The sequence below is a fragment of the Streptomyces longispororuber genome (assembly GCF_024448165.1).
In the GTDB taxonomy this organism is placed as follows: domain Bacteria; phylum Actinomycetota; class Actinomycetes; order Streptomycetales; family Streptomycetaceae; genus Streptomyces; species Streptomyces longispororuber_A.
Genome location: NZ_JAMOLN010000048.1, coordinates 16,532 through 36,517, shown reverse-complemented (window position 1 = coordinate 36,517; position 19,986 = coordinate 16,532). Strand labels below are relative to the sequence as shown.

Here is a 19,986-nt window from a genome sequence, read left to right as displayed (position 1 = left end):
CGTGAACGGCGCGACACCAGCATCTCAGTCACGTATGTGAACCCTGTGCCGGGGTCTGCGTCCCGAGATACGCCTCGCGTACCCGTTCGTCGGCCCGTATCCCACCCGGTGTCCCTTCGGCGAGCACGCTGCCCAGATCGAGGACCACGACCCGGGAGCACACCTCCATCACGAAGGCCACGTTGTGCTCGACGAGCAGCACCGCGCAGCCGTCCTCCTCGGCGAGCCTGCGCACCACCGCCGCGAGCCGTTCGCGTTCCCCGGCCGTCATGCCGGACGCGGGTTCGTCCAGGAGCAGGACCCGGGGCCGGTCGGCGGCGGCGCGTGCCAGTTCCACCATGCGGGCCCGGCCGACCGGCAGCGTTCCCGCGTAGGAGCCGGCGAGCGCGTCGAGGCCGCAGGCCGCGAGCAGTTCGCCACGGCGCCCGGGGTCCTGGCCGCCGCGCCGCCACTCCTGCGCGACGAGGAGGTTGTCGGCGACGGTGAGCTGCCCGAACAGCTGCTGGCGCTGGAACGTGCGGCGCATCCCGTGCCGCGCCCGCCACACCGGCGAGCGCCGGGTGATGTCGGCGCCGTCGAACAGCACCCGGCCCGCGTCGGGCCGCCGGATGCCGGAGACGACGTCGAAGAGGGTCGTCTTGCCCGCGCCGTTCGGGCCGATGAGCCCGCACACCTCGCCGGCCGCAAGCCGCAGCCCGACCCCGTCCAGGGCCCGTACGCCGCCGAACCGCACGACGACGCCCTCGGCCTCCAGTACGTAGCTCATGACCGTCCCGCCTCCTCGACCTCGCCGGTCGCCGCGATCCCCAGGTACGCGTCCGTGAGCCGCTCCGCCTCGACCTGGTCGCGCGGCCCGCACCAGGTCACCCGGCCCTGCGCGAGATACGCGACGGTGTCCGCGACGCCGAGGATCTCCGACGCCTTCTCCTCGACGAGCAGCAACCCCGTGCCCGCGTCCCGGAGTTCGGCGAGCAGCCGGTAGACCTCCTCCACGACCTGGGGTGCGAGGCCGAGCGACGGCTCGTCGGCGATCAGGACGCGCGGCGGCCGGTGCAGCAGCGGCGCGAGCGCGAGCAGCTGCTGCTCGCCGCCGGACAGCGAACCCGCCGTGACGTCACGGCGTGCGGCGAGGCCGGCGAACCGCTCGTACACCGCCGACCGGTCGTCCCTGTCCGGGAGTTGGAGGGCGAGGTTCTCGTCGACCGTGAGCGAGGGGAAGATGCCGCGCCCCTCGGGCGCGAGCACCACCCCGGCCCGCGACCGGCCCACCGCGCCCTGCCGGGTGGCGTCGTCGCCGGCGGCGTACACCCGGCCGCTCAGCGGCGCCATGAGTCCGGCGGCGACCTTGCAGGCGGTCGACTTCCCGGCGCCGTTCGGGCCGAGCAGCGCGACGATCTCGCCGGGGCGGACCGTCAGGTCGACGCCCTGGAGGACGGGCGCTCCGTCGTATCCGGCGTGCACGCCGAGGAGTTGGAGCGCCGCGGCCGGCTCCGGCGCCGTGCCGGACGGCTCGGAAGGGGCCGCCGCGACGGCCGCCCTGCGCCGGTGCCGGCGGACCGAGAACGCGGCGCAGTAGCCGTCCGGGTCGTTGGCGAGCGCGAGGCCCGCGAGTCCGAACAGGATCACCGGGAGCTGCACCGACTCCGTCACGTAGTCGCCGACGAGATGCGGCACGACCGCGAAGGTGAGCCCCGCGACCACCGCGAACTGCGGCCGCCGCACCCCCGCGGCGACCACCACGGCGAGCCAGATCAGCCCCGTCATGGCCGTGAAGTCGGTCGCCGTGATGCGGGTGTTGTACGACGCGTACATCACACCGCCGAACCCGGCGAGCCCCGCCGACACCGTGAACAGCAGCAGCTTCGTGCGGACCACGGAGATGCCCGACGCCATCGCGGCGGCCGGGGCCGAGCGGACCGCGAGCATCGCCCGTCCGGCCCGCGACCCGCGCAGCGCGCCGAGCGCCGCCACGCCCGCCGCGCACAGCACGACCATGGCCACGCCCATCGCCCGGTCGTCGCCGAGGTCGACCGGGCCGAAGACCGCGCGGGGGATCTCCCAGCCGGTGTCGCCGTTCCTCAACCAGCCCAGCTGGAAGAGGACTTGATCGGCGAGGAAGGCGAGCGCGAGCGTCGCGAGCGCCAGCGACCGGCCGCCGAGCCGCAGCGCGGGAAGCGCCACCAGGGCGCCGAGCGCCGCCGCCGCGCACGTCCCGGCGAGCGCCGCCCCGAGGAACGGCCAGCCGTGGCTCATCAGCAGCCCCGCCACGAGGGCGGCGCCCGTCACGAACGTGGCCTGCGCGAGCGACACCATCGCGCCGAGCCCGGTCACGACGGTGAACGACATGAACACCAGCGAGATCGCCAGCCCCTGGGCGAGGATCCCGCTCCAGAAGGGAGTGGTGACCGTGTAGAAGGAGACCGCGAGAAGGACCCCGGCCACCGCCCACGGACCCCAGCGCCGCGCCCACGAGCGGCCCGCCAGATAGTCCACCGGCGGCGCGTCCGCCGCGGCCGTGCCCGCCGTGCGCTGCCGGCGCGTGAGCAGCAGCAGTCCGGCGAAGAGGATCAGGAACGGCACCGCCGTACGGAACCCGGTGATCCGCTCGGCGAACGAGGCGTACCCCGCGACGAGGTTCTGCAGCACGCCGAGTCCGAGCCCTCCGGCGAAGGCGAGCGGGACCGACAGGAACCGGCCGAGCACGGCGGCCGTCGCGGACACGAACAGGAACAGGGTGAAGTCGTGGGACGACAGGCCGAGCAGGGGAGTGGCGAGCACCCCCGCCAGACCGGCGAGGCCCGACGACAGCATCCACGCCACCGACGAGAGCCGGTCCGCGCTCATCCCGCGCAGCTCCACGAGCGAGCGGTTGTCGACGGCCGCCCGCAGCCTGAGCCCCAGTGCCGTGTGGCGCAGCAGGATCCAGAGTCCGAGCGCGACCACGGCCGTCGCCACCCAGGTGATCAGCTGGTCGGAGTCGATGCCGACGCCGTCCAGCAGCTGCCAGTTCTTCGCCGGGCTCGGCCCGACCCCCGGCAGTCCGAACTGGTTCTCCGCGGGCTTCACCGGGGCGCCCGCGTCGTCGAGCAGCTCCACGGTCCACAGCCCGAGCGCGGGCAGCGCGACCAGCAGCCCGATCGTCGCCACGATCTGCGCGGTCTCGCCGACCCCGGCCAGTTTCCGGAACATCAGCCGGTCGAGTCCCCAGCCCAGCAGCGGAGCCAGCACCAGGACCAGCAGCAGCGCCGTCGGCACCGCGGGCCAGCCGAACCCCGAGTGGAGCTCGTAGAAGGCGAGCGCGCAGAGGTAGGCGGTGGCGCCGTGCGCGAAGTTGAACAGGCCGGACGCCGAGTAGGACAGCACGAGCCCGGTGGCGAGCAGCGCGTACAGCGCGCCCGACACGAGCCCGCTCAGGACGAAGGCAAGCAGGTCGGCCATCGGAACTCCCCTTCAGGCGGCTCCACTTGAGAGACTCGGGTCACTTGAAGGGGATCGGCTCGTAGCACGTGAACGGCGACGACACCCGGTACGCCCCGTCCTTGAGCTGGACGAGCGCCCCGCAGCCGAACGACTCCTTCCGGCCGCGCGGCAGCTGCCGGTCGCCGACCATCGTCCCGGCGTCCGAGAAGCCGTCCGCCGCCTTCTGGAACGACGCCACGGTGAGGTCCTTGCCCGCCTTCCCGGCGATGGACAGGAAGAGGTCGGCGCTCATGTAGCCGGTCATCATGTGCATGTTGAGCGGCACGTCCTTGCCGCCCGCCGCCTTCTTGATGTCGGCCTTGAACTGCTTCATCGCGGGCGTCGACGACTCGAACGGCGCGAAGGACAGCAGCACGTGGATCCCGTCGAGCGCCTGCTTCGTCGCGCTCTTGGCGAGCAGCCCCGGGTCGTAGTCCGTCGGATCGGTGAGCACGCCCTTGAAGCCGGTGCGCTTGACGGCGGTGAACAGGCCGATGTTGTACGGGGTCTGCATGACGGAGACGACGACGTCGGGGGCCTTGCCGCCGTCGCTGCGCAGCAGCTCCTTCGTGTACGCCGACCAGTCGCTGGGCACCGACGTCGCGGGCACGGACGCCTTGGCGTAGGTCACCTTGTAGCCGGCCGAGGCGAACGACTGCTTGTAGGTGCGGATGGCGAAGGTGCCCGCGTCGTTGTCGTTGGCGAGGATCGCGACGGTCCTGCCCGCGGCGCCGCCGGTGACGTTCTTGAGCCCTTCCGGCCAGGTCTGCGAGATCGTGCCGCCGGGCATCGGGACCATGCAGCCGCCGAAGCCGTAGATGTAGGTCGGCCCGCAGAACGACGGCAGGGTGCCCCAGCCGAACGTCGGCACCTTCTGCTTCTGCAGGAAGTCGGCGCCGGAGAACGTCACCGAGCTCATCGGCGCGATCGCGAACACCTTGTCCTGCTGGACGAGTTTGCGGGCCGCGGCCAGGTTCTTCGCCGGGTCCTGGCCGTCGTCCTCCGCGCCCAGGTAGTCGATCGTGCGGCCGTTGATCCCGCCTTCGGCGTTGGCGCGGTCGAAGCGGGCCCGCGCGCCCAGATCGGTGTCCTTCTTGCTGTAGCCGCTCGCCGTCGTCATGGAGACGATGCCGCCGACCTTGATCGAGTCGGCGGTCACGCCGCGTGCCGAACTCCCCTTGGAATCAGGTGAGTTGCTGTTCGCGGTCGAGTTGCAGGCGGTGGCGAGCAGGAGTGCCGCCACGGTGGCGGTGATGGCGCGGATCGGTCGCGACACGGTCGGGCCCCCTCCGTCGAAGTGAGGGTGATTCTGTGTCCGACCTGATGAACCGTCAATAACTGACGCGTCGGTAATTGATGAACCGTCAGAAACCGATGGAGGGAGGTCTCATCCCCGGTACAGCGCGTCCACCTCCGCCGAGTACACCGTCTCGATGGCCTTCCGCTTCAGCTTCAGGGACGGTGTGAGCAGCCCGTGCTCCTCGGTGAACTGATGGGCCAGGATCCGGAACGTACGGATCGACTCCGCCTGCGAGACCAGGGTGTTCGCGGCCACCACGGCCCGCCGCACCTCCATCTCCAGATCCGGGTCGCGCACCAGGTCCGCCGGGGTCATCAGCTGCTTGCCGCGCATGCCGAGCCAGTGCTCGACGGCCTCGGAGTCGAGGGTGACGAGCGCCGCGATGTAGGGGCGGTCGTTGCCGACGACGATGCACTGCGCGACCAGCGGATGGTCGCGGACCCGCTCCTCCAGTTGCTGCGGCGAGACGCTCTTGCCGCCGGAGGTCACCAGGATCTCCTTCTTGCGGCCGGTGATCGTCAGGTACCCGTCCTCGTCGAGCGAGCCCAGGTCGCCGGTGGCGAGCCAGCCGTCGTGCAGGGAGGCGTCGGTGGCCTTGGGGTCGTTGAGGTAGCCCTGGAAGATGTTCCCGCCGTAGAGCCAGATCTCGCCGTCGTCCGCGATGTGGATCGTGGTGCCGGGGATCGCCTTGCCGACCGTGCCGTAGCGGGTCTGCTCCGGCGGGTTGGCGGCCGCCGCGGCCGTCGACTCGGTCAGCCCGTAGCCCTCGTAGATCGCCACGCCCGCGCCCGCGAAGAACAGGCCGAGCCGCCGGTCCATGCCCGAGCCTCCGGACATCGCCTGCCGGACCTTGCCGCCCATCGCCTCGCGCACCTTGGAGTACACGAGCTTGTCGAAGACCGAGTGCTGCACGCGCAGCGACGCGGACGGGCCGGGACCGGTGCCGAACGCCTTGGCCTCCTGTGCGTCCGCGTACTTCACGGCGCACTCCACGGCCTTGTCGAAGGGTCCGGACTTGCCGTCCTTCTCGGCCTTGCGGCGGGCCGCGTTGAAGACCTTCTCGAAGATGTACGGCACGGCGAGGATGAACGTCGGCCGGAACGCCTGCAGGTCGGGCAGCAGCGCCGCCGCGTTCAGCTGCGGCTGGTGGGCCAGCTTCACGCCGCCGCGGACCGCCGCCACCTGCACCATCCGCCCGAAGACGTGGGCCAGCGGCAGGAAGAGCAGGGTGGAGGCGACGTTGTCGCGCTTGGAGGCGAAGACCGGCTCCCAGCGCGCCACCATCGTGTCCGCCTCGAACATGAAGTTCGCGTGCGAGATCACACAGCCCTTGGGGCGGCCGGTCGTGCCGGACGTGTAGATGATCGTGGCGATCGAGTCGGGGGTGACGGCCCGCCGGTGCCGGTGCACCGTCTCGTCGTCGATGTGGGTGCCGGACGCGGTGACCTCGTCGACCGCGCCGCCGTCCAGCTGCCACAGGCGGCGCAGGTGCGGCAGCCGGCCGATGACCGTGGCGATGGTCATCGCGTGGTCCTCGTGCTCCACGACGGCGGCCGTCACCTGGGCGTCGTAGAGCATCCAGAAGACCTGCTCGGCCGACGACGTGGGATAGATCGGGACGACCTGGGCGCCCACGGTCCACAGCGCGAAGTCGAACAGCGTCCACTCGTAGCGGGTGCGGGACATGATGGCGACCCGGTCGCCGAACCGGATGCCCTGGGCGAGCAGGCCCTTGGCCAGGTCGAGGACCTGGTCACGGAACTCCTCGGACGTGACGTCCTGCCACCGGCCCTGTTCGTCCTTGCGGCCGAGGGCGATGTGGGCGGGGTCTTCCAGGGCATGGTCGAACACGGCGTCGGCCAGGCCGCCCACCGGCGGCGCCGACGCGAGAGGGGGGTTGGTGAACTCGCGCAAAGTTGCTCCTTGTGGCGCTCCGCACAGCGTCGGTGACGGTACCCGACCGCGCGCCCCGGCGGGAGGGGGTGAAGCTCGCCGGGAGCGCGCGGAATATGCACAGGTCAGCCGTTTAAATGCGGCCACAAGGGAAGCGGCGGGACAGAATACTGACGGTTCAGTAAGTTTCGGTTCCGTAATCTCCCGGTGCTCTTCACCGTTCGGCTTCCGTCTCCACCGAATCCCTACGGAGAGGTCACTGCCGAGCCCCGACCGCCTTTTTGGGCGGAGCGGTCGGTTCCACTACGGCAGCCTTGGGGGACCGTACCAGGGCGAGGACCAGGAATCCTGCGACGAGCGCCACACAACCGGCGAGCACCGAGGCCGAGTTGAGCCCCTGGGCGAAGGCCGCGTGCAGCGCGTGCTCCGGCACCTGCCCGCGCAGCCCCTCCGCCCCGCCGCCCGCGAGGGCGTGCGCGGCCCCGCTCGGCAGCGTGTCCTGCATCCGCGAGATCAGCACGGTGCCGAAGACGGCGATGCCCAGCGCGTACCCGAGCTGGCGGAACGTGTTGAGCGAACCGCCCGCCATGCCCGCCCGCTCCGGTTCCACCGTGGCGAGCGCGGCGCCCGCGATGCCGGGGGACACGAACCCCACCCCCACACCGGTCAGCAACAGCCCCGGCACCAGCGCCGACCACGTCGACCCCGCGTCGAGCACCGCCTGGCAGCACAGTCCGGCCCCGATGAGCACGAGCCCGCCGCCCACCGTGATCCGGGCCGGCACCCCGTGCAGCAGCTTCCCGCCCGCGATCGCCACCACCATCGACGCCCCGGACAGGGACAGGAACACCAGGCCACCGTCGACCGGGCTCATGCCGAGCAGCGTCTGCAGCCACAGCGAGGTGTACGGCAGCACGCCGAACGCGGCGGCGTTGAACGCGAACGCGCCCACCATCACGCCCACGAACGCGGGCCGCCGCAGCAGCCCCAGATCCAGCATCGGATGCGCCGACCGCCGCTCCACGCCCACGAAGCAGACCAGCGCCAGCACGGCGACGCCGAGCGCGGTCAGGGCGCCCCGCTCGCCCCACCCCTGCTCGCCCGCGCGAATGACTCCGTACGTCGCGAACCCGGCGAACAGGGCGAACGCCGCCGTCCCCGCCCAGTCGATCCGCCGCCCCTTCGGGCCGCGCGACTCCGGCACGTACCGCAGCGTCAGCCACACCGCCACGACGCTCACCGGCAGATTGACCCAGAAGATCCACCGCCAGCCCGGCCCCTCGGTCAGCAGCCCGCCGAGCACCGGACCGATCGCCGCGGCGCCGCCGCTCACGGCCCCGAACACACCGAGCGCCACCGACCGCTGCCGCCCCTGGTACGTGGCGCCGATGATCGGCAGCGTCGTCGCGAACATCGCCGCCGCGCCCACGCCCTGCACCACCCGCGCCGCGACCAGCATCGTGGGCCCGGTGGCCAGCCCGCACACCGCCGAGGCGAGCGCGAACACGACCACGCCGATCGTCTGTATCCGGCGCCGCCCCAGGATGTCGGCGGCGGCCCCGGTGCCGAGCAGCAGCGCGGCGAGCGCCAGCGCGTAGCCGTCCATCACCCACTGCAGATCGCTGAGCGAGGCGTCCAGCGCCCCCGCCATGTCGGGCAGCGCGACGACCGCGATGGTCACGTCCAGCAGCAGCATGAACGTCCCCAGGCAGACCGCGGTCAGGGTCCCCCATGTACGCATCGTGAAAACCGGCCTCTCTCGTCGGGTACGGCCTGTCGTTCCGTACGATGAGCCGAACCCGGCCGATCGACGTGATCAGCGGCGACGGATCGACGGAATCCGACGGACGAGAGGTCCTGGCGATGGAATCCACCCCGTTCGACGCGGTGGAGCTGAGCATCCTCCACGCCCTGGAGGTCGACGGGCGGGCGCCCTTCAGCCGGATCGCCGAGGTCATCGGCGTCTCCGACCAGACCGTGGCCCGCCGCTACCGCAGACTCGTCGCGGAGGGCGGACTGCGGGTCGTCGGACTGCAGGACACCCAGCTCCTCGGACGCGAGAACTGGATGCTGCGGCTGCGCTGCGCGCCCGACGGCGCGGAGACCATCGCGGCGGCGCTCGCCCGCCGTCCGGACACCGCGTGGATCGGGCTGACGTCCGGCGGCACCGAGGTGGTCTGCGCGACCGTGCCGCGCACCGCGGGCGACCACGAGGACCTGCTCCTCGGCAAGCTGCCGCGCACCCCGCACATCGTCGAGATCCGCGCCTTCCAGATGCTCCACCGGTTCTTCGGCGGTCCGGAGGGCTGGCTGCGCAAGTACGGGCCGCTGACCCCGGACCAGATCGCCGCCCTGCGCCCGCGGTACGGCCCGGCCGGACCTGCGGTCGTCACCGCGGACGACGCCCCGCTCCTCGCCGTCCTCAAGCGCGACGGCCGCGCCACCCACCCGGAGCTCCAGCGGGCCACGGGCCGCTCCGAGTCGGCGGTCAAACGACGGCTGGCCGCGCTGCTCGCCTCGGGCGCGCTCTACATCGACATCGAGTACGACACCTCGCGGGTCGGCTTCGGCGTCGCCGCGGTCCTGTGGATCACGGCGTCCCCGCGCCACCTCGACGCGGTCGGCCGTGCCCTCGCCGACCACGAGGAGATCGCCTACGCCGCCGCGACCGCCGGCCCCTCGAACATCGTCGTCACGGCGATCGCCCGCGACACGGCGGGCCTGTACGCGTACGTCTCCGGAAAGCTGGGACACCTGGAGGGCGTCGAGCACGTGGAGACGGCGCCCTTCATGCGCCGGGTGAAGCAGCTGACGTACCGGCCGCCGACCCGCTGAGGGCGGGACTCAGCGCAGCCGGTCGCCGCCCGCCAGGATCGACTGGGCGAGGGCCCGCGCCGGCCCGCCCTCCGCCCGTCCCGTGGCCCCGCGCAGCACGAAGTCGACCTCGCCCAGCTCCGGCAGCCCCGCCCGCTCGGGCACCCGGACCAGACCGGGCGGCAGCAGTCCCCGCGAGTGGGCCATCACGCCCAGACCCGCCCGGGCCGCCGCGATCAGCCCGTTCAGCGACCCGCTCGTACAGGCGATGCGCCACGCACGCCCGTGCCGTTCGAGCGCCTCGAGCGCCAGCGCCCGCGAGATCCCCGGCGGGGGATAGACGATCAGCGGCACCGGCCGCTCCGGATCGATCCGCAGCCGCTCCGAGCCGATCCACACCAGCCGGTCGTGCCACACCGACTCACCGCGCGGGTCCTCGGGACGCCGCTTGGCCAGCACCAGGTCGAGCTTGCCCGCGTCCAGCTGCTCGTGCAGCGTCCCCGAGAGCTCGACGGTCAGTTCGAGGTCCACTTCGGGGTGTTCGACCCGGAACGACTCCAGGATCTCCGGCAGCCGGGTCAGGACGAAGTCCTCCGAGGCCCCGAACCGCAGCCGCCCCCGCAGCCGCGTCCCCGTGAAGAACGCGGTCGCCTGCTCGTGCACCGCCAGCATCCGGCGCGCGAACCCGAGCATCGCCTCCCCGTCCTCCGTCAGTTCCACGGAGTGGGTGTCCCGGGTGAACAGCGTGCGCCCGGTCGCCTCCTCCAGGCGCCGCACGTGCTGGCTCACCGTCGACTGCCGCAGGCCGAGCCGCCGCGCGGCCTGCGTGAAGCTCAGCGTCTGCGCCACGGCGAGGAACGTCCTCAACTGCCCGGGGTCGTACATGGTCCGACCCTACCCCCGCTCATCACGGAACACGATCACAGTCAGAACGGTATGCCGGATTCCCGATCACGGTGATCAGGAGGACGATGGAGAGGGCACGACCTGAACGACAGCACTGACAGCACCGAAGAACGCACCGCACGCACAGCACGTCACAGCACGCCACAGAACAAGGAACCAATGAAACGCCTGAGCTGGCCGTCCTGGATGCCGATCGACCCGTACATCCTGGCGTTGATCGGGACAGTCGGCCTCGCTGCGCTCCTGCCGGCCCGCGGAGCCGCCGCCGACGTCGCCTCCGGGGCCTCGACCGCCGCCGTCGCCTTCCTCTTCTTCCTCTACGGCGCCCGCCTGTCCACCCGGGAGGCCATGGACGGGGTGCGCCACTGGCGGCTCCACGTCACGGTCCTCGTCTGCACCTTCGTCCTGTTCCCCCTGCTCGGCCTGGCGGCCCGGGGCCTCGTGCCCGTGCTGCTGCCGCAGAACCTCTACGAGGGCCTGCTCTTCCTGACCCTCGTGCCGTCCACCATCCAGTCGTCGATCGCGTTCACCTCGATCGCGCGCGGCAACGTCCCGGCGGCGATCTGCGCGGGCTCCTTCTCCTCGCTCGCCGGCATCGTGCTGACCCCGCTGCTCGCGGCGGCCCTGCTCGGCAACAGCGGCGGCGGCTTCAACGCCGACTCGGTCGTCAAGATCGTGCTGCAGCTGCTCGTGCCGTTCGTCGCGGGCCAGTTGCTGCGCCGCTGGGTCGGCGGTTTCATCGCCCGGCACAAGAAGATCCTCGGGTACGTGGACCGCGGCTCGATCCTGCTCGTCGTCTATGCGGCGTTCAGCGAGGGCATGGTGCAGGGCATCTGGCACCAGGTCAGCGCCGTCCGCCTCGCGGGCCTGCTGGTCGTCGAGGCCGTGCTGCTCGCCGTGATGCTGCTGGCCACCTGGTACGGGGCCAAGGCCCTCGGGTTCGGCCGCGCGGACCGCGTCGCGATCCAGTTCGCCGGGTCGAAGAAGTCCCTGGCCTCCGGACTCCCCATGGCGAGCGTCCTGTTCGGCGCCCACGCCTCGCTCGCCGTGCTGCCGCTGATGCTCTTCCACCAGATGCAGCTGATGGTGTGCGCGGTCATCGCCAAGCGCCGCGCCAACGACCCCGAGACGGTGCCGGAGCCGCTGCTCACCCCGGCCGCGCCAGTCGAAGGGACACGAACCGCGGCCGGTACAGCGACACGTTCCGGCTGATGTGCGCCTGTGCGGTGGCGGCCGTCGCGTCCAGCCAGTTCACGTCGTAGGACAGGACGAGCCGGCCGTCGCCGCCGAGCTCCGGATGCACCTGCGGGTTGTACGCGGCGGTGTCCTGTCCGGCGGCGGCGTCGCGCGGCAGCGGTGGCGTGAGCGCCTTCGCGGGACCGTGCCAGGGCCCGCTCGGCGAGCACGCCCAGTAGCTCGTCACGGACGTCAGGCCGGAGGCCCCCGCCGCCATCGTGAACAGCACGTAGGTCCCCGCGTCCCGCACCACGCTGAACGCGCTGCCCACCCCGCGCCGCTGCCCGTCGCCCAGCACCGGGGCAGGCCGCGCCCCGGCCAGCCACCGCTTCCCGTCCCAGTACTCCCACGCCTTGGGATCGCCGAGCCGCCCGTCCGGCACCCGGGCGACGTAGGCCCGGTGCACCGGGCGCTGCCCGTCGTCCCCGCCGAAGACGTAGGTCCGCCCGTCGCCGCCCGTGACGGCGGTCGTCCCGAACAGGACGCGCCGCGCCGGGTTCCCGACCTGCCGCTGGTCGAGCACCTGCGTGATGCCCTCCAGCCGGAGGTCCGGCAGGGACAGGGTGGCCACCTCGGTCGACGTGGGCACCCCGTAGATGTACGGTCCGCCGCCCGCCGTCCGCGTCCACAGCAGGACGCGCACGACCTGCTCCCCGGACCCGGGGGAGCGCGCCTCGACCCGCGCGGCGACCGGCCACCGCCACTCGCCGACCCCGGTGTCGGGGAAGAGGGGAGCGGCGACGGTCCGCTCCGGTTCTCCCGAGCTGCCCGCCACCACGGCCGAATTTCGGACGAAGGGGGCGCTGCCGTCCCGCCAGGAGTGCGGCTGCCCGACCGGGTTGGGCGGCGGGTGCACGGTCCCCAGGTACGTGTCGGAGAACAGCCAGAGCACGCGCCCGTCCGGCAGCCGCACGGAGTGCGTCCCGTCGCCGCCGGTCCAGTCGTCGGTCCGGGCGCCGTCGTCGCCGTAGCGGGCGAAGGCGTCGGTGCGGGCGGTGTCCGGGGTCCAGGAGGAGACGGTGCGGGCGGAACACGGGCGATCGCCCTCCCGGTCCGGGAGGGCGATCACCACGACGGCGACGCAGCCGAGGGCGAGCAGCAGCCCGATCAGCGTCGTGACCGGCCTCCGCCGGCCCGCGGCCGCCTTCGTACGCTCACGCCCCGTCACGCGACGCGACGCTAACTCCTCCCGTGCACACGGTCCATGGGCAGCCACAGCACAGCGGCGTCGCCGGCGGTGACCCGGACGTCGTCGATCGCTCCGGTGAAGTACGCCCGGCTGTCCATCCGCTGCCCGACGTGCACCCCGAACGGCGAGTTCCGGCTCACGGAACCCGGCACGTCCGCCGCGCTGCCGACCACGGTGCCGTCCACCGACATCGTCAACGCGCCGCCGCCGCGCCGCAGTTCGACGTGGTGCCAGGCCCCGTCGTTGTACGCCGTGGTGGTCCGCACGGACACCGTCCGCGGTGCGGCCGAGCCGTCCCGCGCGGTGATGAGTCCGGTGATCCGGTTCGACGCGGGTTCACCCCTGAGCCAGACCTGCGGCTGTGTCGTGCCGATCCCGCCCATCCACAGCAGTGGCTGCTCGCCGGTCGTGGCGGTGTACCTGAACCACAGCGACGCCGTGAAGTCCCGTGTCCCCAGCGCGAGTTCCCTGCGGTAGGGCAGCCGGACCGCGTCGTCGACGCCGTCGAAGGCCAGCGCGCGGCCGAACCGCCCGTCCGTCGCCGCGGCCCCGCCGAGCACGGCCGCACCCCGCGCGCCGGGCGCCCGGTCGTCCGTCGTCGGGTCGGGCCCGCGCCGCTCCTTCAGCCAGTCGAGCGTGAACCGGGCGAACCGGATCTCGTCCCGGGCGTCCACGGCCCCGCCCTCGTACATCAGGCCCACGTACTCCGGGTCGGCCTGCACGAGGTCCGAGTAGCCGGACCAGTCCGTCGTCACGACGGTGCCCCGGTCGAAGCTCTCCCAGGTGCGCCCGCCGTCGTACGAGGAGCGGATCGTCATGGTGCGCCGCCGGTCGGGGTCGCCGGGGCAGGCGAGCAGCAGCCGCTTGCCGTCCTTGCCGACCGGCAGCACCGACGCCTGCACCTGCGGCGCGTACAGGTCGGGGATCGCCGCGAACGGGCTGACGAACGACTCCCCGCCGTCGCGGCTCACGGCGTCCGTGCGGTGGCCGAGGTCGGTGCCGTCCTGCTCCCGGCCGCTGACGTAGATCGTGCCGTCCGGCCGCTCCGCGAGCGTCATCTCGGACGGCTTCTGGCGGAAGGTGCCGTCGTCGGCGATCGGCCACGAGTCCTTCGCGCCGACCCGCCAGTTGTCGCCGCCGTCGTCGCTGATCATCAGGGCGGCGTGGTTCGCGGTGACCCGGCTGCCGTTCCAGGTCTCGGCGTTGACGCTGAACACGAGGCGGCCCCGGTGGCGTCCCTTGGTGAGCTGGATGCCGTGCACGGGGCCGGTCGCGTACCAGGAGTTGAAGTCGGCGGGCAGCAGCTGGTCGCTGAGGTCCCGCGGCGCCGACCAGCTGCGGCCGTCGTCGTCGCTGTACTGGAGGTGCGGCGTCCGGTCGCACGGCACCGGGCAGTTGCCGCCGCCGGGGACGCCCGTGTTGTACGTCTCGGCGAGCACGATGCGGCCGGTCCTGCGGTCCACGATCGGCGCGGGGTTGCCGTGCGTGTCGCCCGCGCCCTCGTTGACGACCTGGAGCGGCGACCAGGTGCGGCCGCCGTCCTCGGAGCGTTTGACGACGATGTCGATGTCACCGGCGTCCGAGCAGTCGTTCGTCCGGCCCTCGGCGAAGGCCAGGAGCGTGCCCCTGACCGTCTTCACGACGGCGGGGATCCGATAGCAGGCGTACCCGGGGTCCTGGGACGCCTTGAACAACACCTGCTGGTCAAAAGGGGTCTGCGTGTCCGGCCCGGCCGCCCCCACGGCGGCCGGGGCGGGGAGCGCCGCGGCGACGGCCAGCGCCACCAGCAGCGATCTCAGACGGACTCGGAAGGATCTTCGGTGCATGGCGCGGCCCACCCTTCAGGTCATCCGGACAACCGGACATCCCACGTCCAACGTATGCGCCACAGACGCTACTTGGGACGCTCGCCACCCCACAAGGACCGTGCACGAACCCCGTCACGGGATCAGGACCACCTTGCCGAGGTTGGCCCGCCCCTCGATCACCGCATGCGCATCCGCCGCGTCCTCCAGAGCGAACTCGCCGTGCACGCACGGTGTCAGAGCCCCTGTCAGGAACAGCTCCCACAGCTCCCGGCGCCACGCCTCGTACGTCCCCGGCCGCTCCCGTGCGATCAGCGCCATCTGGAACCCGATCACCGATCTGGCGCCCACCAGCAGGTCGTACGCCGACACGGTCCCGCCGCCCGAGCTGTACGCCACGAGCCGGCCGTACGGCGCGAGCGCCGCCACCGCGGGTGTCAGGAGGTCGCCGCCGACCGCGTCCAGGACGTAGTCCACCGGCTCGCCCCAGGACTCCTCGCCGTACGTCACCACGGAGTCGGCCCCGAGAGCGCGCACGAAGTCCGCCTTGCGGCGGTCGGAGACCGCGGCCGTCACCCGGGACGCCCCGTTCAATCTGGCCAGCTGCACGGCGAGTTGGCCCACCCCGCTGGCCGCCGCCGTGACGAGCGCGCTCTCCCCGGACTCGGGCCGCGCCGCCCGCAGCGCCCCGTACGCGACCAGTCCGCTGCGCACCAGGGCCACCGCGTCCACCGCGCTCGCGCCGTCCGGCACGGGCGAGGCCATCGTGACGTGCAGCAGGACGTGGTCGGCGTAACCGTGGCCGAGGACCAGGCCGGTCACCCGGTCGCCGACCGCGCATGCGGTCACGCCGGCGCCGAGGGCGACGACCCGTCCGGCGACCTCGCCGCCGAGCGGGATCGGGTCACGGGCCTCGCGCACCTTGCGGACGACGGGCAGGGTGACGCCGATCGCCTCGGCGCGCACGAGGAGTTCGCCCGGGCCCGGCTCGGGCACCGCGACCTCCTCCGTGAAGAGCACCTCGGGTCCGCCGCCGCGGGTGTACCGGACACGACGCATGGTCGTCATCACCGCCTTCGGGCGCGGGTGGGCGGCACCCACCTGGCGCGTCGGGAATCGTTGGGAGCCCCAACAGTATGGGATTCATCGTTGGGAAGTCCAATGAAATACGGTTACGCTGCCCCCATGACCGCAGCGACTCCACCGTCCCCCGCCGCACCGAGCGCCATCCGGGACCTGCCCAGCTGGCTCCTCGGCCGGGCCGCCGCCCGCGGCCGCGCGCTCGTCGCCGACGCCCTCGCCGAGCAGGGCCTGAAGATGTGGCACCACGTGGTCCTGTGCGCGGTGTCCGACCTGGAGCCGGTCGCCCAGGCCGACCTCGTGCGGAGCGTCCGGCTCGACCCCAAGGACATGGTCGGCGTCCTCAACGACCTGCAGAAGGCGGGCCTCGTCGAGCGCGCGCCCGACCCCGGGGACCGGCGCAAGAACGCGGTCACCATCACCGAGGCCGGGCGCGGGCTCGTCGGGACCTGCGCCGCGTCGGCCCGTGCCGCCAACGACGAGCTCCTCGCCGTGCTCTCGGCGGCCGAGCGGGAGCTGTTCACGGACCTGCTCAGGCGCGTCGCCGCCGTCCCCGCCGCCTCCGCCGAGGACGGCTGAGCCGGCGCCGATGTGGGGCGGCTGTGCGCGTCATGTGCCGTACTCCCTTTTCCCGTAGGTCACTTGCTGTTCGCCTCGACCCCCTCAGCTGGACCGTGCAAGCGGAAGGGCCGATTCGAAAGAGGTGACGCGACGTGCCGGACGCCCGCTGGGACGCGGTACGCAAAGGGATGCGACGCAGGAGGAGGCTGCTCGCCCAGGCGCTCAGGCCACCCGTGCCCCGCGCGGAAACACTGCCGGCGATCCCCGCACAGCCCGGCCCCCGCGACGAGGGCCCGCCCCTCGAACCGGCCCCGCGCCTCGTCCCCGACCCGGTCTTCCTGCTCTCCTCGGTGCGCTCGGGCTCCACGCTGCTGCGCGTCCTGCTCAACAGCCACCCCGAGGTCCGGGCCCCGCACGAGATGCACCTGCGCACCCTGCACGTCCGTCTCGACCGGGACTTCTCGTACCAGGCGATGCGCGAACTCGGTCTGGACCGCGAGGAGTTGGAGCACATGCTGTGGGACAGAGTGCTGCACCACGCCCGATGTCGCGGCGACGGCGACGGCTATGGCGGTCCTCCGGTCGTGGTCGACAAGACCCCGGCCAACACCCTCATGTGGCCCCGGCTGCACCGCGCCTGGCCCCAGGCCCGCTACATCTTCCTGCTGCGCCACCCCGCGGCCGTCGTCGAGTCCCTGACGGCCCGCCGCGCCGACCCCGACGTCGCGGAGATCCACGACGAAGTCCTGGGCTACGCCGAGGAGTTGGACCGGGCGATGGGCGCGCTGGCCGGCGTCACGGTCAGGTACGAGGACCTGACGGCGTCCCCGGAGCGGGAGACCCGCCGCATCTGTGCGCACCTGGGCATCGACTGGACCCCCGCGATGCTCGACTACGGCGCGGGCGACCACGGCACGTTCCGCCCGCACATCGGCGACTGGAGCGAGACGATCCGCTCCGGCCGCATCCAGCCGGCCCGCGCGCCGAAGGACGCGTCGGCGCTCCCGCCCCGACTCCGGGAACTGGCCGCGAGCTGGGGTTACCGGTAACCGGTAACCCGCCCCGTGCCGCGGCGGGACAGGTCAGTCCTGCGTGGCCGCGGCACGCAGGGCGATCCGGTGCTCGCCCGCGTACACGTTCATGTTGGCGCCGCGCAGGAAGCCGACCAGCGTGAGGCCGGTCTCCGCCGCCAGGTCGACGGCGAGCGAGGACGGCGCGGAGACCGCCGCGAGCACCGGGATGCCCGCCATGACGGCCTTCTGCGCGAGCTCGAACGAGGCGCGCCCGGAGACCAGCAGCACCGAGCGGGACAGCGGCAGACCGCCGCTCTGCAGGGCCCGCCCGACCAGCTTGTCGACCGCGTTGTGCCGTCCGACGTCCTCCCTTATGTCGACGAGGTGACCTTCCTCGTCGAAGAGTGCCGCGGCGTGCAGGCCCCCGGTCCGGTCGAACACGCGCTGGGCCTCTCGCAGCCGGTCGGGGAGCGAGGCGAGCAGCTCGGGCTCGAGCCGGACCGGGGGAGTGTCGGCGATCGGGAACCGGGCCGTGGTGCGCACCGCGTCGAGGCTGGCCTTGCCGCACAGCCCGCACGACGACGTCGTGTACACGTTGCGCTCCAGGGTGATGTCGGGCAGCACGACGCCGGGGGTCGTCCGCACGTCCACCACGTTGTACGTGTTCGAGCCGTCCTGGGTGGCGCCGGCGCAGTACACGATGTTCTGCAGGTCGGCCGCGCCGCCGAGCACGCCCTCGCTGACCAGGAAGCCCGCGGCGAGCGCGAAGTCGTCGCCCGGGGTGCGCATGGTGATCGCGAGCGGCTTGCCGTTCAGCCGGATCTCCAGGGGTTCCTCGGCGACGAGCGTGTCCGGCCGCTCGGAGACGCGCTCGCCCCTGATCCGGATCACCTTGCGCCGCTCAGTGACTCGTCCCATGTCGTGATCAGTCCCGGTTCTGTCCGTGCCGACGGCCGAAGCGGCCCTTGGTGCCGAGGTGGCCCGGCCCTCTCATTGTCCTGCACACGGAGTGCGCGGCCGTGGCTCCCCGTTCCACTGATGGAATATTGTCTACAGTATGGACGTGAGGCCGACAAGCCCTCGCGCACCGGCCGGCCGGCTCCGTGCAGTGACCCCTTGCATACGGTCGACGGATTCTGTATTGAGTGGTGTCCGGGCCCTTCCCAACTCCTCTGCGGCTGCCTACCGTTCCGGATCATGAAACCCCCCGTCGCGCCAACCGGCTGGAGCCGCTGGCTCGTTCCCCCGGCCGCCCTCTCGGTCCACCTCTCCATAGGCCAGGCCTACGCCTGGAGCGTCTTCAAGCCGCCGCTCGAATCGGCCCTCGACCTCAGCGGGACGCAGAGCGCCCTGCCGTTCCAGCTCGGCATCGTCATGCTCGGCCTGTCCGCCGCGTTCGGCGGCACCCTCGTCGAGCGCAACGGCCCGCGCTGGGCGATGGCCGTCGCCCTCGTCTGCTTCTCGTCCGGTTTCCTGCTCTCCGCGCTCGGCGCCGCCACGGAGCAGTACTGGCTCATCGTGCTCGGCTACGGCTTCGTCGGCGGCATCGGCCTGGGTATCGGCTACATCTCGCCGGTCTCCACCCTGATCAAGTGGTTCCCCGACCGGCCCGGCATGGCCACCGGCATCGCCATCATGGGCTTCGGCGGCGGCGCCCTGATCGCGTCGCCGTGGAGCGCGCAGATGCTGGACTCGTTCGGCACGGACAGCGACGGCATCGCCCTCGCGTTCCTGGTGCACGGCCTCACCTACGCGGTGTTCATGACGCTGGGGGTCCTGCTCGTCCGGGTGCCGCGGCAGGAGGTGCGGGCACAGTCGCCGGATCCGGCGAGCGCCGCCCCCGCGGGCCCGCAGGTGTCGGCGAAACAGGCCATCCGCACCCCGCAGTTCTGGTGCCTGTGGGTCGTCCTGTGCATGAACGTGACGGCGGGCATCGGCATCCTGGAGAAGGCCGCGCCCATGATCACGGACTTCTTCGCCGACACGAGCACGCCGGTGTCCGTCTCCGCGGCGGCCGGCTTCGTCGCCCTGCTCTCCGCCGCGAACATGGCGGGCCGCATCGGCTGGTCCTCCACCTCGGACCTGATCGGCCGCAAGAACGTCTACCGCCTCTACCTCGGCGTCGGCGCGCTGATGTACCTCCTCATCGCCCTCTACGGAGACGCGTCGAAGCCCCTCTTCGTCGTGTGCGCGCTCGTGATCCTCTCCTTCTACGGCGGCGGTTTCGCGACGGTCCCCGCCTACTTGAAGGACCTCTTCGGCACCTACCAGGTCGGCGCCATCCACGGCCGGCTGCTCACCGCCTGGTCGACCGCCGGCGTCCTCGGCCCGCTCATCGTCAACCGGGTCGCCGACAGCCAGGAGGAAGCGGGCAAGCACGGCTCGTCCCTCTACGGCCTGTCGTTCACGATCATGATCGGCCTGCTGGTCGTCGGCTTCGTCGCCAACGAACTGGTCCGCCCCGTCCACGTCCGCCACCACGTCCCCGCCCCCAGGGAGTCCGCCGATGACGCAGCCCACGCCCGTGACCGCCAGCAGCCCGCCTAGGCGCCGCGGCCTCATCGCCGTCGCCTGGCTGTGGGTGGGCGCACCCCTCGCCTACGGACTGTACGAATTGGTACAAAAGGCGACACAGCTGTTTACCAGGTGATCGGTTGGAACTCTCCAACCAAGGGGCGGCATTCCTGTCGCTTTACGTCACGCCGTACTCGTGAGTCGCTGACCAGACTG

General features: G+C 72.2%; 16 protein-coding genes. 6 read left to right on the top strand and 10 right to left on the bottom strand.

The window, feature by feature from the left end:
* Positions 1-28 precede the first annotated feature (28 nt).
* The 5 genes from M4J07_RS16310 to M4J07_RS16290 form a co-directional block, all read right to left on the bottom strand.
* Entirely contained in the window at positions 29-766 is a 738-nt protein-coding gene (locus M4J07_RS16310) for an ABC transporter ATP-binding protein (RefSeq protein WP_255972471.1), read from the bottom strand.
* Entirely contained in the window at positions 763-3,438 is a 2,676-nt protein-coding gene (locus M4J07_RS16305) for an ABC transporter permease subunit (RefSeq protein WP_255972470.1), read from the bottom strand. Before M4J07_RS16305 ends, M4J07_RS16310 begins: the two co-directional genes overlap by 4 nt.
* Positions 3,439-3,478: 40 nt before the next feature.
* Positions 3,479-4,735 carry an ABC transporter substrate-binding protein gene (locus tag M4J07_RS16300; RefSeq protein WP_255972468.1) on the bottom strand — a complete coding sequence of 419 codons (1,257 nt, stop codon included), beginning with the start codon at positions 4,733-4,735 and terminating at the stop codon, positions 3,479-3,481.
* 111 nt (positions 4,736-4,846) lie between these two features.
* The gene (locus M4J07_RS16295; protein WP_255972467.1) at positions 4,847-6,673 is read right to left on the bottom strand and encodes an AMP-dependent synthetase/ligase; all 1,827 of its coding nucleotides are present in this window, start codon (positions 6,671-6,673) and stop codon (positions 4,847-4,849) included.
* 235 nt (positions 6,674-6,908) lie between these two features.
* Positions 6,909-8,393: an MFS transporter gene (locus tag M4J07_RS16290; RefSeq protein WP_255972465.1), complete on the bottom strand. Its 1,485-nt coding sequence runs from the start codon at positions 8,391-8,393 to the stop codon at positions 6,909-6,911.
* Between the two features lie 122 nt (positions 8,394-8,515).
* Here M4J07_RS16290 and M4J07_RS16285 point away from each other — a divergent pair, with 122 nt between their 5' ends.
* Positions 8,516-9,487, top strand: coding sequence for an Lrp/AsnC family transcriptional regulator (locus M4J07_RS16285; RefSeq protein ID WP_255972491.1), 972 nt, complete (start codon positions 8,516-8,518; stop codon positions 9,485-9,487).
* A 9-nt stretch (positions 9,488-9,496) separates the two neighbouring features.
* Here M4J07_RS16285 and M4J07_RS16280 read toward each other — a convergent pair whose 3' ends face one another.
* A complete protein-coding gene (locus M4J07_RS16280; RefSeq protein ID WP_255972463.1) occupies positions 9,497-10,351 on the bottom strand; it encodes a LysR substrate-binding domain-containing protein in 855 nt (284 codons plus the stop codon).
* Positions 10,352-10,531: 180 nt separating this feature from the next.
* Here M4J07_RS16280 and M4J07_RS16275 point away from each other — a divergent pair, with 180 nt between their 5' ends.
* Positions 10,532-11,584 carry a bile acid:sodium symporter family protein gene (locus tag M4J07_RS16275; RefSeq protein ID WP_255972462.1) on the top strand — a complete coding sequence of 351 codons (1,053 nt, stop codon included), beginning with the start codon at positions 10,532-10,534 and terminating at the stop codon, positions 11,582-11,584.
* Here M4J07_RS16275 and M4J07_RS16270 read toward each other — a convergent pair.
* The 3 genes from M4J07_RS16270 to M4J07_RS16260 all read right to left on the bottom strand — a co-directional run bounded on the left by M4J07_RS16270 (position 11,520) and on the right by M4J07_RS16260 (position 15,661).
* Positions 11,520-12,776: a DUF4185 domain-containing protein gene (locus tag M4J07_RS16270; RefSeq protein ID WP_255972460.1), complete on the bottom strand. Its 1,257-nt coding sequence runs from the start codon at positions 12,774-12,776 to the stop codon at positions 11,520-11,522. The genes M4J07_RS16275 and M4J07_RS16270 overlap by 65 nt on opposite strands.
* Before the next feature lie 11 nt (positions 12,777-12,787).
* Positions 12,788-14,623, bottom strand: coding sequence for an exo-alpha-sialidase (locus tag M4J07_RS16265; RefSeq protein ID WP_255972459.1), 1,836 nt, complete (start codon positions 14,621-14,623; stop codon positions 12,788-12,790).
* Positions 14,624-14,737: 114 nt separating this feature from the next.
* Positions 14,738-15,661: a quinone oxidoreductase family protein gene (locus M4J07_RS16260; RefSeq protein WP_255972458.1), complete on the bottom strand. Its 924-nt coding sequence runs from the start codon at positions 15,659-15,661 to the stop codon at positions 14,738-14,740.
* Positions 15,662-15,787: 126 nt separating this feature from the next.
* On the opposite strand from M4J07_RS16260, the gene M4J07_RS16255 reads away from it, so the two are divergent.
* Together M4J07_RS16255 and M4J07_RS16250 are read left to right on the top strand one after the other, a co-directional pair.
* Entirely contained in the window at positions 15,788-16,261 is a 474-nt protein-coding gene (locus M4J07_RS16255; protein WP_255972457.1) for a MarR family winged helix-turn-helix transcriptional regulator, read from the top strand.
* Between the two features lie 134 nt (positions 16,262-16,395).
* Positions 16,396-17,292, top strand: a complete 897-nt coding sequence (locus M4J07_RS16250; protein WP_255972455.1) for a sulfotransferase family protein — start codon at positions 16,396-16,398, stop codon at positions 17,290-17,292.
* Between the two features lie 33 nt (positions 17,293-17,325).
* On the opposite strand, the gene fdhD is transcribed toward M4J07_RS16250, so the two are convergent.
* A complete protein-coding gene (fdhD, locus tag M4J07_RS16245; RefSeq protein ID WP_255972453.1) occupies positions 17,326-18,174 on the bottom strand; it encodes a formate dehydrogenase accessory sulfurtransferase FdhD in 849 nt (282 codons plus the stop codon).
* Positions 18,175-18,453: 279 nt separating this feature from the next.
* Between fdhD and M4J07_RS16240 the strand changes: the two genes are divergently transcribed.
* A complete protein-coding gene (locus M4J07_RS16240) occupies positions 18,454-19,803 on the top strand; it encodes an L-lactate MFS transporter (RefSeq protein ID WP_255972452.1) in 1,350 nt (449 codons plus the stop codon).
* Positions 19,763-19,906 carry an MFS transporter small subunit gene (locus M4J07_RS48675; protein ID WP_445276301.1) on the top strand — a complete coding sequence of 48 codons (144 nt, stop codon included), beginning with the start codon at positions 19,763-19,765 and terminating at the stop codon, positions 19,904-19,906. The genes M4J07_RS16240 and M4J07_RS48675 overlap by 41 nt, the downstream gene beginning before the upstream one ends.
* The last annotated feature ends 80 nt before the right edge of the window (positions 19,907-19,986 follow it).